The sequence below is a fragment of the Aliifodinibius sp. S!AR15-10 genome (assembly GCF_031569985.1).
In the GTDB taxonomy this organism is placed as follows: Bacteria; Bacteroidota; Rhodothermia; order Balneolales; family Balneolaceae; genus JAMQKA01.
In genome coordinates this window covers 61481-75886 of record NZ_JAMQKA010000017.1, presented here as the reverse complement: position 1 = coordinate 75886, position 14406 = coordinate 61481, and the positions used below count along the sequence as shown (strand labels likewise).

Sequence of the window (14406 nt, the reverse complement as noted above, 5' to 3'; positions counted from 1 at the left end):
TGCGACGCACTTTGGAAGTGCGTCGCACATATGAATTAACGCTCTATACTGACCTCTACCCAATAATTTCACGATAACCCATCCGGAAATTATTGCGCTCATCAAGCCAGGTATTGGCATCTTCGAGGTTGGTAACCTTCATATTTTCAGCATCCCATTTGAGCCTCAGGTTTTCACTACTGAACTGGATCGCCAAGTTACCCAATAGCATAGTCTCTGTCAGACGGGAAGCGTAGTCGAAGTTTGAGGACGTTGTTCCGTTTCCTTTGCAGGCGGCGACCCACTCTTCGTGTATACCCTCAGCGCGTTCAACTGACTTTTTCGGTGGGCCAATCTTTTCCCCATAGGATTCAGGAATGAAACGAGGATTTTGTCCATATACATCAGCCATCAGCATTCCCTTGCTGCCATAAAAAATCATGCCGCCGCCCCATGAACCCATCGGCTTGGTTTCTTCAAGTTCTGCAGGTCGTGGTGGTGTCAGCCCGCCATCGTACCAGGTAAGTTCAACGGGTGGTTTATTTCCACGCGCAGAAAACTTGTAATTGACTACGGAACCCAGTGGGAAAGCCTCATCATTGAATGGGGTTGAACTGGCATGGACACTTTCGGGCATGCCCAACTCCAGTGACCAATAGGGCTGATCAAGGATGTGCGCCCCCATATCACCAAGTGCACCACTGCCGAAATCCCATCGTCCTCTCCACATGAAAGGTGCAATTTCCGGGTCATACGTACGGAAAGCGGAGGGCCCGATCCAGAGATCCCAATTCATGGTATAGGGCATCACAGATGGGCTGGAAGAGGGCTCAACATCTGACCCTTGAGGCCAAAATCCGCGTGGACGATTTGTCCAGCAATCCACTTTTTCGACCGTCCCTATCGCTCCCTGGCGAATATAATCCACGATATCATAGGTCCCTTCAAAACAGTGTCCCTGGTTACCCATCTGGGTGACTACGCCGGTTTCTTCGGCCACCTCCCGCATGCGCCGGGATTCGTAAATAGTTCGGGTTAAAGGTTTTTGGACAAACGCGTGCTTACCCATCTGCATGGCATAAATTGCAATGGCAGCATGCGTATTATCGGGCGTTGCCACCATCACCGCATCGATCTCTTCTTCTTTATCCAGCATCTCACGGAAGTCAACATACCGCTTGGCTTTGGGATAGGTGTAAAATGTCTCAGCGGCATATTCCTCATCGACATCACAGAGGGCGTAAATATTTTCACCCAGCGCATGCAATGACTGTGTGTTGCTGGCGCCCATACCCCCAACACCTATGCAGGCGATGTTTAATCGATCACTGGGCGCTTTATACCCGGTTCCACCCAGCACATGGCGTGGAACAACAAAAAATCCCGCTGCTGCCAGTGCAGAGCTGCTCAAAAAATCCTTGCGTGAAATTGCAGATTTACTTTTATCCGAAGTGTGGTTGTTAGAATCATCCATAAACTAAATCCCTGTTAGTTATAAAATACCCGAAGAAAATTTCAAAATATTAGTTCCATAAATTAATGTCTTTAACAGGAATAGCAAGAATTAAGTAAACCCGCTAATTTTTTTTACAATGAGTTTAAAAGGAAGGCCTTGAAATATGATGTTGTCGTTGCGAACGGACGAAGTGAATGCAAGAGAATTAAGTACCTTGGCTAAATAACCTTGCATTTGATTCCCATTATAGTTCTTATAAATCATGCTGAAAAGAAGGCTTTGCAAAACCGCGGTATATAAAACTGTCATCGCGTCTGCCAGCTGGCGGATTGGGGCGTGGCGATCCCCAAACGTGGGGAGATTGCTGCACTCCATTCACTTCGTTCATTCCGTTCGCAATGACACCATGGTGTTTCAAAGCCCTCTGGAAAATCAGTGAAAAAGTTCTCTCGAGAAGACCTGTTGAACTAACTGATCATTTAATGATAGTACTGGAAGAGGTAACCAAAATTTATTCGGGATCCACCAAGGCGGTTGACAACCTCTCCTTTACCGTTGAAAAGGGCGAAATTTTTGGTCTTATCGGCACGAGTGGATGCGGTAAAACGACCACACTTAAAATGATTAACCGTTTAGTTAATCCCAGTTCTGGACAGATCTTTGTAGGTGGAGAGAATATCAAAACCAAACCTCCCGAACTGCTGCGTCGCGATATCGGCTATGTCATCCAGGATGTCGGACTGTTTCCCCATTACACCATTCGAGAAAATATTTCTATTGTCCCAAAGCTCTTGAATTGGGATTCACCAACACTTAACAGCCGATGTGAGGATCTGCTAAACCTGGTCGGTTTAGATCCATCCGAATTCTCCGATCGCTACCCTGATGCTCTTAGCGGTGGGCAAAAGCAGCGCGTAGGGTTTGCCCGAGCCCTGGCCGCTGATCCGTCGGTAATCCTTATGGATGAACCTTTTGGAGCTCTTGACCCGATCACCAAGGGAGAGGTCCGCGGGGAGTTTAACAAGCTGCTGGCGCAGATCAATAAAACCATAGTGTTGGTTACACATGATATTAGAGAAGCTGTTGAACTATGCGACCGTATTGGCCTGATGGATGGCGGAATTTTGCAGCAAGTGGGTACCCCTGCCGAGCTATTGTTTAACCCGGAAAACAAGTTTGTATCCCAATTTTTTGACGCAGATCGTTTGGAGCTGGAGATGCAACTCATCACGATGGGTGACCTTCTCGAACTCGTTCCGGAACCAAGGCCCGATACTGAAGATTTTACCCGTCCATTACTTACTATTGACGCTTCTGACTCAGTTGCTCACCTCCTTAACCAAAGTGATATTACCAGTGAGGAACCCGATGTCTATATAGACATTCAAGATAAGCATGGTACCATAGGCCGACTCAAAGCAGAGGAGATCTTGTCTCTTTTCTACCGGGTCCGCAATAAAGTCAGGAGGGCTGGCGATGCTTAACCTGTGGAATTTTATCCTGGAAAACCGGAATGAAATCGTTGAACAGACCGGGGAACATATCGGCCTGACGCTGGTGGCACTGGCCATCGCTCTCGCTATTGGAATTCCGTTGTCGTTATACCTGACCCGAAATCGTAAAATTGCCGGCACGGTACTCGGGGCAGTTGGCGTGATTCAGACCATACCCAGTATCGCCCTGCTCGGATTTCTGCTTCCGCTGCTGGGCATTGGGGCCACACCGGCGATTGTGGCGCTCTTCCTGTACGCCCTCCTCCCGATCGTACGCAACACCTACGCAGGTATCGACGAGGTGGATCCTGCGGTCCTCGAGGCCGCCCGGGGAATGGGTATGACCGATGGACAGGTGCTTAGGAAAGTGGAGCTCCCGCTGGCCGTGCCGGTGATCTTTGCAGGCATACGAACGGCCACAGTAATCAATGTCGGCGTGGCTACACTCTGTGCCCTGATCGGGGCCGGTGGACTCGGGGAGTATATTTTCCGCGGCATCGCCCTCAACAATATGGATATGATCCTGGCAGGTGCTTTTCCGGCAGCGGCCCTGGCACTGATTTTTGATTACATCCTGGGACTTATCGAGCGGAACATTCGCAACCTCATCAAGCCCCTACTCTATGGCGCGGCCTTTATGCTGGTTCTTGCCATTCCGTGGTCGCTCAATACGCTTATGCAGGAGGATCCCTTCCAGGCCGGGATGCCGCCGGAATTCATTGAACGCCCGGACGGCTACCGGGGATTAAAGGAACATTACGGTTTTGACCTCCCCACGGTTGAGATGGAGGCGGCCCTGATGTACCGTGCCCTCCGCAATGGCAAGGTGGATGTGATCGGCGGTTATTCTACGGATGGGCGAATTGAAGCCTACGATCTGAAAGTCTTAAAAGATGATAAGAACTACTTTCCCCCGTATGACTGTGCAGCGCTGGTCAGCAATCAGGTGCTGGAACAGAATCCTGAACTGGAGAGAGTGCTCGACTTGATGGAGGGAAAAATCGCTACCCGGGAGATGATTCAACTGAATAACCAGGTGGACCAGCAGCATCGGTCACCACAGGAGGTGGCTCGCGATTTTCTTATGCAGGAAGGCTTTGACATTGGTGAAAAACGGGAAGGGGAACCCGATATCCTGGTTGGCGGCAAAAACTTTACCGAGCACTTCATACTGGGACATATGCTGGCGTTGCACATCGAAAGTCAAACGGATTTGACAGTCGGCACCCGGCTGGGACTTGCCGGCACCAAAATTGTGTTCGATGCCCTGACCAATGCGGAGATTGATCTTTATCCAGAATATACCGGCACCGGTCTGCATGTGCTGCTAGATGCCTCCCCGTCTGTGACGAATAGCCTGGGTAACAGCCCGGAGGCCGTTTACCAGTATGTGAAGGAGCAAAGCCAAGAGCGGTTTAACCTGCGATGGCTGCAACCATTTGGGTTTGAAAATACCTACGCCCTGATGATGCGCCGCGAACACGCGGATCGGCTGGGGATAGAGACAATTAGTGACTTGGTAGAGTATTTGGAGGAGTGAGGTTGGCTATTACCCGTTGCCTTTGGAGGCCCTATAGGGTTGGATTAGGGAAACCTTTGATAGACTATTTTTTCCTAAACTCTAAATCAAATTCTGAAGCAGCTTCTTTTAGTTGCTGTTCAATCTGGCTGCACTGTGACTCGGTGTAAACCGGCAGTTGAATTTTGTCATGAGCACCAGTTTCATGGTACTGGATGTGTATATTGTTTTTGTCTAGTGATACCGCTTTTAAAGCCGTCCATTTTACTGATTTATCCCACATTGAGGTTTTCTGAAGTTTAATCCCTTCTGTATCAATTGAAAGTTCAGGTTGTGGATTAAGGGAATAGCCTTTTCGAATAAAAAATCCAGCAATAATTGCGAAAATGGCTATAATAACGCTGGAAAACCAATGGTCCGATAAGTCGCTGTTCACATAATCATAAGCATGTAATCCGATCACTAATGCACCCAGAAAAATAATTATGAGTGAAATTAGTTTCATATAGCGCGTCCTGTTATCCAAACGAATAGTAATTGACTCCATTGATGTGTTTTTCAGTTAAAGTGGGTATAACGACGGTTTGAAGCGCTCATTACCACTACTTTTATCTGGATTTCTAAAAATAAATGAAATGCTCAGCGGTCTTTCAATAAGCTCACCATCCGAATTAGCAGGAATATAGTTTACTTCGTGAAGGGCATCTATTACTGACTTACTTAAACTTGGATCAGAGGTATTTAGAACTTTAAAACATTCTGGTTTTCCCATTTCTGTAACTAAAAACCAAACATTTACTTTTCCTTCAATCCCCGCATTCGCAGCTGAATCTGGATAGGTTATATTCTTATATACTTCGTTAATACCTCCATATATTATTGAAAAATAAGTTGATCAAGGAAATCCCAATTTTCAAATTTTTGGGCACAATAAGTTGAATCATATTGTGCAGTCGTTATTGTTGGGAATAGAGGTAATATTATGAGAACATATTTAGACATCTTCTGCTAAAATTTAGCTGCCTTGCGTATAAGGGACACCGAATAAATGTTGTGTTGATAACTAACGAATGGAGAGTTAAAAAGCCAAAGTTGGTAAGATCAGGTGAAATGTGTCCGCTTTAATACCCTAAATGGAATGGCCTTACGGGCCATAGCCCCGCGCCTGATCATCCGGGTTCAGGGTACGCATCCCGAAAGCGTTCGGGAGGCCGTCCCGCAAAAGGTGGGACCGGCTGGCGATTCGGGATATACCGACCGCTGGTCGTTGAGCTTCTATATATGTTTGGTGCATTCCGACTGCTGATATTTACAAAAAGGACGTCCTCACCTAAATTAGAGTTTTACACCTGCTAATCTAACTTAAGGAGGACGGCACGGGTCACATAGGAATCGATTTTCATGCCCGTAATATGGTTAATTCCGCGTTAAACGACAATGGAGAACTGCTCCGCCGCGAACATCTTCCGGCCAATAAACGAGCGCTCCTGGAATTTTTTGGTTCCTTCCCAGAGCCGGTCCAGGCGGTGGTTGAATCCACGAGCTCGTGGTATTGGCTGGCCGATTGGTGTCAGGCCAACGAGATTCCGCTTTCTCTTGCTCATGCCAAAATGACGAAGGCCATCAGCTACGCCAAAGTGAAGACCGATAAAGTAGATGCGAAGACTCTGGCCGAATTGCTCCGCGTGGGGCTGATCCCCCAGGCGCATAAGGTCATGGTAGCCCAACGGGATCTGCGGGAGCTAACGCGGGGCGGGCTCCGGATGGTCCAGCGGCGCGAACGCCTGCAAAAATATAATGTGCATATCGATGAGGTGGGCTGGTACTATCCTGATCAGCTGCAATCGATGCTGGCGGCTCGTCTGCCACAGGTTGCCGCCATGGAAGCTAAGCTGTTGTTGGAGCAGATCCTCCAGCTTCATCGCCATACCCAACAGATGGAACAGGAAATTGAAGCCCAGGGAGCGTTTACCCGGGACCTTGAGCTCATCCTGCCGATTCCAGGAATAGGGATGGTCGGCGGATGGACTATTCTGGCGGAAGTGGGGGATATTTGCCGATTCCCTTCCGATCGGCAGTTTTGCAGTTATTGCAGGCTCGTTCCCGGTAGCAAAGACAGTGGTGGATCCCACCGGCATAAATCCGGTAATAAGGACGGGAATAAATATCTGCGGCTGGTCTTCGGACAAGCCGCAATCAGTGCCTATTCGCAATATCGGACCGTTAAAAAATTTTATAATAAGATCAAATGCCGCAGCGGCAAGAACGTGGCCCGAACGGTGGTGGGGAAAGAGCTGGCCAAAGGCGTCTGGCACGTACTAACCAAGCAAGAACCATATAAAGGATTTAAAGGCCAGCCCACGCGGGTGGCCACTCGACCTCACTGGCCCCAGCCCATAAGCCCGTCCTTCCGAGAGGAGGAGCTGACTCCGTACCGCTGATTGGGAAATGGGCTGGCCCGCCGGTTATATATCTGGGATCGTGAGGATCCGAGCGCCTCACAGTTTCCATCCAAAGATGGAAAATAAGCCCGTTAAGGTGTCTGGTTACCAGTAGGAAATCCAAAGAAGATTAACAACGCCGGCTGCCAGCAGATTCGGTTGAGATAATAGATAATTTGAAATGCTGAACTGATAAATAGTACTGGGGAGGAATATCTTCTTGACAAAGTCCTTTTTTAAGGTGTCGGAATGCTCTCCATCGTTGAATACTGCTTGTAGTACAACTCCACAGAAAGGGGATCGAATCGGGTTAGGCGAGGGAAATTTTCTTGCCAGAAATTGCTATAGCCTGTTGACATTGGAGGCCATATATAGGTTAGGCCCACGGAGATTTATTCACGAGATTCCCAATACCCTGGCTTTTGTCTTAAGTTCATGACGGCAAATATTTTGATGAGATCATTGTCAACTGAGTAAATAACTCCACAGGGGAAATCGAGAAACTAAAAACCTTCGTTCGGTAGGCGTAATCTTAGTTCCAGATGACGGATACTGCTCAATCACATCTAACACGTTCTCTACTTCGTCAATAAACATATCACCAAGACCAACAACTTGTTCTTCGTAATAATCAGCAGCTTTGAAAAATTCTTTTCTGGCCTCTGAATGAAATTTAATTGTCACTCTTGAATGCGTTTTCTTGCTTCACTTATAACTTCTGAAGAAGAGTGCAATGAAGCCTCACCAGATTTGAGTGATTCTTTTCTCTTTTGAATTTCCTGGATCCAAGCTTGCTCAATATCCGGATCAATTTTGCCATGGATACTCTGTAACAATTTATCAGCTAAGCGTGCTTTGTCCTTCTTGTTCAAATTTAGGGCAGAATTTTCAATCTCTTTGAAATCGGTGATCATAGTAACAAAGGTTTAAGTTTACTCAAATGTAAGTATAACAATAGAGAACTGGAAGAATAAGCCCATTATTGTAGTGGGTATAACGATCGAGTAGCCGTTTAGGCTATCAATTCTTCGATATAGCAGTTCTTTCTAACTGATAAAATTTCTCCCAAAACCAATTTGGGTTCATTTCACGAATCCTTTATCTAATTTCCAATCCTCTATATTATTGTATGAAAGGAAAACTCCTTGAGCATGGTAACCATGTACCATAGTATTTCGAAAAAAGGAGTAAAGTAATTCAGCGTAGTTTTTGATACTTTTTGGTTTTCTCTGATGAAGATGAATCATTATACAAAAAACTCTATGCGAGATTAAACACAAGGTTAGGACAAATAACGGGTAGATAAAGCCATACTTTAGGTGAATGCATGCAAATAATATAGCGTCACATAAAAGAGGTTACACAGTTAGGGCAGGAACTCAAAAAGAATAACTGGCAATTTGGATCAATTATTTGTGCTTCTTTTTCCAAAAAAATTTTTGATATATAAAAATGCCTGTTGCAATGATACCAAATATTATTGTTGTTTGAATAAATTTTTCGGAAAAATTATCTCTGGTAAAATAATAGTAAACTACATAAATCAAATACAATACAATAAATAAAACCAGCCCAGATTTCTTCATGATTTTTATTAATGTTAAAAAAAAGGAGGAAAAAAATAATATTTTTTTCCTCCTTTAAGGTTATAAAATTATAAGAATAAATTCTAATTACATACAGACACCATGTCTTTCGTTAAAGGTACTTCCTTCTCCACAATACTCCTCCACAGTTGCATTATAATCTTCTGTGGCTTCTGCCAAAAAGCCAATTACATATGCAATTCCTTCAAGTATCGGCCCTCCACCGTTGATTGATTTTAAATCACAATCATTAATTACTTGAACACCATTATTGTTGATTAATTTTTCCATAATGAGTTTGTTTAATTTTATAGTCAATTTTTGATAAATAAGTTAATAGCTATCCTGCAGCTTCACGCCCGTTTTGATATGCCACCTTTAAGTTTTCTCCACCAGAGGTTATCACATCAACGATTTCGCCTGCTGCTACACCAATCCAGCCTCCGTATTTAGCCCACCAACTGCCACCATTTATATTATTAGCCTGCTCTTTTTTGAGTTCTTTTATACCTATTCGAGAAAAATTTAAATCATTCATAATGATTCATCGTTAATTTAATTAAGATTATTCTGGTTAATGACTTCATCACCAATTAAAAAAACGCTACTGAACTAATAAATACAGTGGGCCAAAACCTTTAGAAAAATCTCCGGCTGTCTGACGTTTTTCTTTAATGGTAAGCGTTTCCCGGCATCCAAATTATATTTTGCCTTTGTCTTCATACACATAACTTTGTTTGTAATGGTCGTAGGCAATAGGGCAGTCAATTTTTTCTTTAAGCTCACTTAAAAACTTATGAAACCATCGCTCGGAGATGTCCAGCCGGACAGCCAGCTCTTCCGTGGGCCGGTGCTTTTGCGGCGAATGAGAGCATCGAGACGTTGGTCTCCTTTTGAAATAAGTTTGGAGAGACATAGGCGCTACATAACGGCTCCGCGTTTAAGCTGCGTGGAGCCTACCAAATAAATTATTAACTATTCATTACAAATCTGAGAGATATGCGTGGTAAAAGCAAGTCCACGTCAGCTTGAAACGCTTGATATTGTTCATGGCCTCCTCCCGGAATCGTAGATTACGGTTCTGGACAACCCTAACAAACCAAGAGCCTGTCCCGAACCCTTTCGGGAAGGAAAGACCATGAACTTTTATATTCGCGAACATCCATATTACTGCGGAATCGATTTGCATGCAAGAAGCCCTGCAGGGTGCATCCTGGACGGGACTGGAACCGTCGTGTATCACAAAAATATGCCCTGCCATCCAGAACGTTTTCTCCAAGCCATTGTCCCGTTTCGCGAGGACTTGGTTGTAGGAGTAGAATGCATTTTCTGCTGGTATTGGCTGGCGGACCTGTGTGAACAAGAAGAGATTGCATTTGTGTTAGGTCACGCATTGTATATGAACACGGCGTCAAGACCAAAAACGAGGGGACCCGTTCCCTGAAGATCGGCCGGCTGCTGCGGGGCGGGAACTTCCCGGTGGCCTACGTGTATCCACCCGCCATGAGAGCCACTCGCGATTTGATGCGCCGCAACCACTTTGTCCGCAAGCGGGCCGAGCTACTAGGCCACATTCAAAACCTGGCCAGCCAGTACAACCAGCCTCCGCTGGGTACGCTATCCCGTCCGCACCACCGCCGGGATAAGGATATCGTGGGACACTTTCCGGATCCGGTGGTCCGGCTAATTGTGGAGGCGGATCTGGCCCTGATCGACCACTACGATCCGCTGATCAAGGCCCTGGATCGCCAGATCCTGGCCCTGGCCAAAGGCCACGACCCAACCACCCTGCACCTGTTGCAATCGGTCCCGGGGATCGGGGAGATTCTCTCGCTGACGATGCTCTATGAGATCCATGATATCGGGCGATTTCCAAGCAGAGGAGAGTTTTGCTCCTACGCCCGGCTGGTCAAGGGGCAAAAATCTTCCAATGGCAAAGTCTACGGGACCGCCGGCGGGCGGATCGGCAACGCCCACCTGCGGTGGGCCTTTTCCGAAGCAGCGCTGCTGTACCTGCGCGGCAACAAGCTGGCCGAGAAGTATTACAACCGGCTGATCAGCCGCCATGGGAAAGGGAAAGCCTTGACCATTGTCGCCAAGCGGTAGGGAATAGCGGTCTACTACATGTTGAAACGCGGGGAGCCATTTAACGAGTACAAATTTTTAGGACTATCTCCCATGCATGGCGCTGCCCATCCCGACGTCTAACTGAGTCCTTAAGGAAACAGCCTTCGGTTCAGTCCCACTTAATATGACCGTTTTTCGGATCATTGTCCGGCTGACTAGGCTACGAGCATCCTAAACTCAACGCGCGTGGTTGGAGGCGGCAGTGGCCCCGGGATATACTCGATGCCTGGCAGGTGGAGTGCCGGAACCATCGGCGTCTGCTGCCCCTGCTCCGAGATGACCCCTAACTGGAATGGCCCGGCCGGGCCATAGCCCCGCGCGTGATCATCCGGGCCGGAGGGCACGCAATATGTTCTATGGCCGTCTTGGATTTGCGGGAGCGGCTGGTGTCAGTTGTTTGTTCGGTATCCCTAATGCTGTTTTAAGGATCTCCATAGTAATAATCGTCTTAATACCATGGTGGTAATTGTCTTGATACCTTGGTATTGATTGTCTTATGACCATACTAATATACTATAGGGCCGCACGCCAAAGGGGTTGGCATGCGCCGTTAAGGTTCTAATGGCCCACTAAGTGACCAGGCCCGGGTTAGCGTCGAGAAACGGTAAGTTAGGAGAGGAAGCCTGCACCAACACTATCGGTGAGAGGGTCACCTTGGGGCAAAATTCATTCTGAACAGAGAACTTCAAACAACGCCCTATCACTTGCACGGGAATTAATTCCCGCGCTATGGAATGGCTGAAGTCTCTTGGGTTGAGACTATTACTGAAATGTTATGAGTTCAAAACCGGGATCTACCGTCACCTTAAAAGCTTGCTTCCTATTCCGTTTTACAGTTTCAATGGTCACGTCTTCCCCATCTACCTCACATTTCATCGGTTCAAAAGGCAGGCCGATGAAGATCACTTCCACTTCATCGTAGCCGGGTTTGTAGGAGCCCTCTCGTTCTGCTTTTACATTGATCTTATTGTCTTTAGACTCAAAGTGAAAGTTCGTTTTGCGATATTTCCCATCTTGGTAATCGTATCCCTGCTCGGCGTCTTCATAGAGCAGGCTTTCTTCCCTTTCCTCTCCATGATAAACCAGCAGCTCAAGCGTATCCGGTTGTTTTTCACCGGTGTGCTGCATGAGTTCACGCATTGGCAGAACCGTACCCGCCTTTATGAAAAATGGAATTTGCTTGAGTGGGGCTTTTACCTCATGTTCCTCCTGACCCTGAAGTCGCTCATCATCCCAGAAATGATACCAGTCGCCCTCAGGAAGGTACACGTCTTTGCTCTTCTGTCCCTTCTCAAGCACTGGGCTGACCAGGATCTGATCACCAAACATAAACTCCTGGGTATCCAACACATTTTTGTCAGACTGATCATGGAAGACCAACGGGCGGAGAATAGGCGTCCCGTTGGTAACATACTGGTAGAATGCTGTATAAAGGTAGGCCAACAAACGGTACCGGAGCTCAATAGTTTTACGTGCTATATTGGTTGTCCTCTTCCCGAATGCCCATGGCTCCTGGTTTAGCTCTGACTCTTCGGCTTTACGCTGCTCGACCTCTTCCTCTTTCACAGCTGCGGCACCATCGACGTTATACCCCATGCTGTGGGTACGGAACAACGGGTGAAAAATGCCCAGCTGCATCCACCGGGTATAAAGTTTTGGACTGGGCGGATCTACAAAACCACCGATATCGGTACCGCAAAATGAGTAGCCAGAAATACTAAGGCGAATACACTGTTCATTGGCCAACCGCAGGTGGTCCCAGCTGGCTATGTTGTCGCCGGTCCACAGGGCGGCATAGCGCTGTCCCCCCGCAAAGTTGGCACGAGTCAACAGGAAGGGCCGCTTATCCGGGTTTTGGGACTTAATGCCCTCGTAGGAAGCACGGGCCATCTGCATGCCGTATACGTTATGGGCTTTCCGATGGCTGCAGGGACGACCGTCAAAATGATGGCGAATATCGTCAGGAAATGTTTTGCGTCGCACTTCGAACACGGCCGGCTCGTTCATGTCGTTCCAGATTCCCCCTACGTTCTGCTCTGTCAGCAGCTCTTCGTAGAGGGTACCCCACCATTGGCGTACACTGGGATTGGTGAAATCGGGAAACACCGTTTTGGGCGGCCAGACCGGACCGATCATCATGTCACCGTCGGGGCGTTTACAAAACACATCTTTTGCCAACCCATCCTCATAGACATCATAGTCTTCTGCGGCGCTAACGCCGGGATCAATCATCACGATTGTATGAAAACCATCCTTCTTGAGATCAGTAATCATCTTCTTTGGGTTGGGGAAATACTCTTTGTTCCAGGTAAAAACCTTATACCCGTCCATGTAGTCTATATCGATGTAGATGGCGTCGCATGGAATCTTCAGATCGCGAAATTTTTTGGCAATTTTTTTCACCTTGGAATCAGGATAATAACTCCAGCGACACTGGTGATACCCGAGTCCCCACATCGGTGGCAGTTCCGGCGTACCGGTGAGTTTGGCATAGCGCCGCGCCACATCCATCAGCTTGGGCCCGTTGATAAAGTAGTAGTTCATCTGGCCGCCCTCTGCGGAAAAGCTCATGGTATTGTCCTTACGGCGGTCAAAATCGAAGGTGGTGCGATAAGTATTATCCAAAAAGATGCCGTAGGCCCGATCTCCATTCAGCGCCATAAAGAAAGGCACCGAACGATAGAGGGGGTCGTCCCCACGTTCATAACCGTACGCATCGGTATTCCAGTTTTCGTAGGAACGGCCGCGCAGATTTTGTTCAACAGCCTTGTCTCCCAGCCCGTAGAACCCCGTCTTTTTTGGGGCCTTCTGTGAAATAGATACCTCGGAAATTCCCTTCATCAGGCTTTCGCGTTTGTAGTAGCCATGATGATCTTGGCAGATCAGTTCGTCATTCGCATTATAAAACTGGGCTAAGAGCCCTTTTTTCAACACCCGGCAGGTCAAAGCTGAGGTACTTATCTCAACATACTTTGATTCTTTTTCTACGCTAAAATCCGTGGGCGTCGGCTTAAATTGCGGGTCAATAGCGTAGGAAAAGTCGTCGTCGATGTCTCCTTCGGTTGAATAGCTGAGCCGGAGTATATCCGGAGTGACGACAGTAATTTCAAGCTCAATGCCGTTTTTTGTTGTAAATACCACGGCTTGCTCAAGCTGTTCTACAGTTGCCAGTTTATCGGGCCTGAACCGTGTAACGACGTCGGGATAGCGGCCATCCTCGGAAACCTGTTGTTCTTCAATCTTATCTTCTGCCATCGGGAGGTATTCTTCAAATTTTGGGAATTGTGAGCCTTGAAGATAGGAAGAATAGCACTCAGGTGCGATCTGCTTTGGAGCGGTCTTGAAGGTCAAGATGTTGAATTGTTGAGATGTTTAACCGTTGAATAGTTGAGAAAAAGCTCGAAGGTCAAAAAGGTCCATCTTTCCGCCGGTTATTCCCAGGTGCTACAATTAAGTTAATAACGTTTTAAACTGGTCATCCCCCAAGCCCCCACTCCTTCGTTAAAACTACGGAGTGCATGCTTCGGATATCACATCCAGATTTTCATCTTTACTTTGCCCAAAGGGGGACTCCTTTATTTTCGGTGGATTCTTAATTCAACATGAACAATTCATAGCACCAACATCCGGCCTAACGTAAATTTCGCTGGTAAAGAGAGCGGAGCCGGAGCGTAAAGAAACCATTGTTGTTTGAGATCCGCGTATCTCAGCGGATCGAGTTAAATGGTTTTTCCCGAAAGTCTTCGGGAGGAGGAAACGCAACAAAAATTTCATCCGGCGGTGAGTTTTTTGATGGAAGTTCTTC

The 14406-nt window shown here is 47.1% G+C and carries 12 protein-coding genes and 1 pseudogene; 5 read left to right on the top strand and 8 right to left on the bottom strand.

Features of this window, described 5'->3' with window-relative positions:
* Nucleotides 1-55: 55 nt before the first annotated feature.
* Nucleotides 56-1453 (bottom strand): Gfo/Idh/MocA family oxidoreductase, encoded by a 1398-nt coding sequence (locus tag NC796_RS12860; protein WP_310684917.1) that lies wholly within the window; start codon nucleotides 1451-1453, stop codon nucleotides 56-58.
* Nucleotides 1454-1917: 464 nt separating this feature from the next.
* On the opposite strand from NC796_RS12860, the gene NC796_RS12855 reads away from it, so the two are divergent.
* Together NC796_RS12855 and NC796_RS12850 are read left to right on the top strand one after the other, a co-directional pair.
* Nucleotides 1918-2919: an ATP-binding cassette domain-containing protein gene (locus NC796_RS12855; protein ID WP_310684916.1), complete on the top strand. Its 1002-nt coding sequence runs from the start codon at nucleotides 1918-1920 to the stop codon at nucleotides 2917-2919.
* On the top strand, nucleotides 2912-4468 hold the full coding sequence (locus tag NC796_RS12850) for an ABC transporter permease/substrate-binding protein (protein WP_310684915.1): 1557 nt from the start codon (nucleotides 2912-2914) through the stop codon (nucleotides 4466-4468). The genes NC796_RS12855 and NC796_RS12850 overlap by 8 nt, the downstream gene beginning before the upstream one ends.
* A gap of 64 nt (nucleotides 4469-4532) precedes the next feature.
* On the opposite strand, the gene NC796_RS12845 is transcribed toward NC796_RS12850, so the two are convergent.
* Together NC796_RS12845 and NC796_RS12840 are read right to left on the bottom strand one after the other, a co-directional pair.
* The gene (locus NC796_RS12845) at nucleotides 4533-4952 is read right to left on the bottom strand and encodes a hypothetical protein (protein ID WP_310684913.1); all 420 of its coding nucleotides are present in this window, start codon (nucleotides 4950-4952) and stop codon (nucleotides 4533-4535) included.
* A gap of 57 nt (nucleotides 4953-5009) precedes the next feature.
* Complete coding sequence (locus NC796_RS12840) at nucleotides 5010-5291, bottom strand: TonB family protein (protein ID WP_310684989.1); 282 nt, start codon at nucleotides 5289-5291, stop codon at nucleotides 5010-5012.
* A gap of 294 nt (nucleotides 5292-5585) precedes the next feature.
* Here NC796_RS12840 and NC796_RS12835 point away from each other — a divergent pair, with 294 nt between their 5' ends.
* Complete coding sequence (locus NC796_RS12835; RefSeq protein ID WP_310684912.1) at nucleotides 5586-5753, top strand: hypothetical protein; 168 nt, start codon at nucleotides 5586-5588, stop codon at nucleotides 5751-5753.
* Nucleotides 5754-5832: 79 nt separating this feature from the next.
* On the top strand, nucleotides 5833-6888 hold the full coding sequence (locus tag NC796_RS12830) for an IS110 family transposase (RefSeq protein ID WP_310684987.1): 1056 nt from the start codon (nucleotides 5833-5835) through the stop codon (nucleotides 6886-6888).
* Nucleotides 6889-7353: 465 nt separating this feature from the next.
* On the opposite strand, the gene NC796_RS12825 is transcribed toward NC796_RS12830, so the two are convergent.
* From NC796_RS12825 to NC796_RS12810, 4 genes are all read right to left on the bottom strand, one after another.
* The gene (locus NC796_RS12825) at nucleotides 7354-7572 is read right to left on the bottom strand and encodes a type II toxin-antitoxin system RelE/ParE family toxin (protein ID WP_310684911.1); all 219 of its coding nucleotides are present in this window, start codon (nucleotides 7570-7572) and stop codon (nucleotides 7354-7356) included.
* Entirely contained in the window at nucleotides 7569-7802 is a 234-nt protein-coding gene (locus NC796_RS12820) for an addiction module protein (protein WP_310684909.1), read from the bottom strand. The genes NC796_RS12825 and NC796_RS12820 overlap by 4 nt, the downstream gene beginning before the upstream one ends.
* Nucleotides 7803-8561: 759 nt before the next feature.
* The gene (locus NC796_RS12815) at nucleotides 8562-8765 is read right to left on the bottom strand and encodes a hypothetical protein (RefSeq protein WP_310684908.1); all 204 of its coding nucleotides are present in this window, start codon (nucleotides 8763-8765) and stop codon (nucleotides 8562-8564) included.
* Nucleotides 8766-8814: 49 nt separating this feature from the next.
* Nucleotides 8815-9012 (bottom strand): hypothetical protein, encoded by a 198-nt coding sequence (locus NC796_RS12810; RefSeq protein ID WP_310684907.1) that lies wholly within the window; start codon nucleotides 9010-9012, stop codon nucleotides 8815-8817.
* Nucleotides 9013-9612: 600 nt separating this feature from the next.
* Between NC796_RS12810 and NC796_RS12805 the strand changes: the two are divergent.
* Nucleotides 9613-10682, top strand: a pseudogene (locus NC796_RS12805) (IS110 family transposase).
* A 681-nt stretch (nucleotides 10683-11363) separates the two neighbouring features.
* Here NC796_RS12805 and NC796_RS12800 read toward each other — a convergent pair.
* Nucleotides 11364-13856, bottom strand: a complete 2493-nt coding sequence (locus tag NC796_RS12800) for a glycoside hydrolase family 31 protein (RefSeq protein ID WP_310684905.1) — start codon at nucleotides 13854-13856, stop codon at nucleotides 11364-11366.
* Nucleotides 13857-14406: the final 550 nt, after the last annotated feature.

Coding starts and splice junctions, on each gene's coding strand:
- NC796_RS12860 (WP_310684917.1), bottom strand. CDS start 1,453: ATGGATGATTCTAACAACCACACTTCGGATAAAAGTAAATCTGCAATT.
- NC796_RS12855 (WP_310684916.1), top strand. CDS start 1,918: ATGATAGTACTGGAAGAGGTAACCAAAATTTATTCGGGATCCACCAAG.
- NC796_RS12850 (WP_310684915.1), top strand. CDS start 2,912: ATGCTTAACCTGTGGAATTTTATCCTGGAAAACCGGAATGAAATCGTT.
- NC796_RS12845 (WP_310684913.1), bottom strand. CDS start 4,952: ATGAAACTAATTTCACTCATAATTATTTTTCTGGGTGCATTAGTGATC.
- NC796_RS12835 (WP_310684912.1), top strand. CDS start 5,586: ATGGCCTTACGGGCCATAGCCCCGCGCCTGATCATCCGGGTTCAGGGT.
- NC796_RS12820 (WP_310684909.1), bottom strand. CDS start 7,802: ATGATCACCGATTTCAAAGAGATTGAAAATTCTGCCCTAAATTTGAAC.
- NC796_RS12815 (WP_310684908.1), bottom strand. CDS start 8,765: ATGGAAAAATTAATCAACAATAATGGTGTTCAAGTAATTAATGATTGT.
- NC796_RS12810 (WP_310684907.1), bottom strand. CDS start 9,012: ATGAATGATTTAAATTTTTCTCGAATAGGTATAAAAGAACTCAAAAAA.
- NC796_RS12800 (WP_310684905.1), bottom strand. CDS start 13,856: ATGGCAGAAGATAAGATTGAAGAACAACAGGTTTCCGAGGATGGCCGC.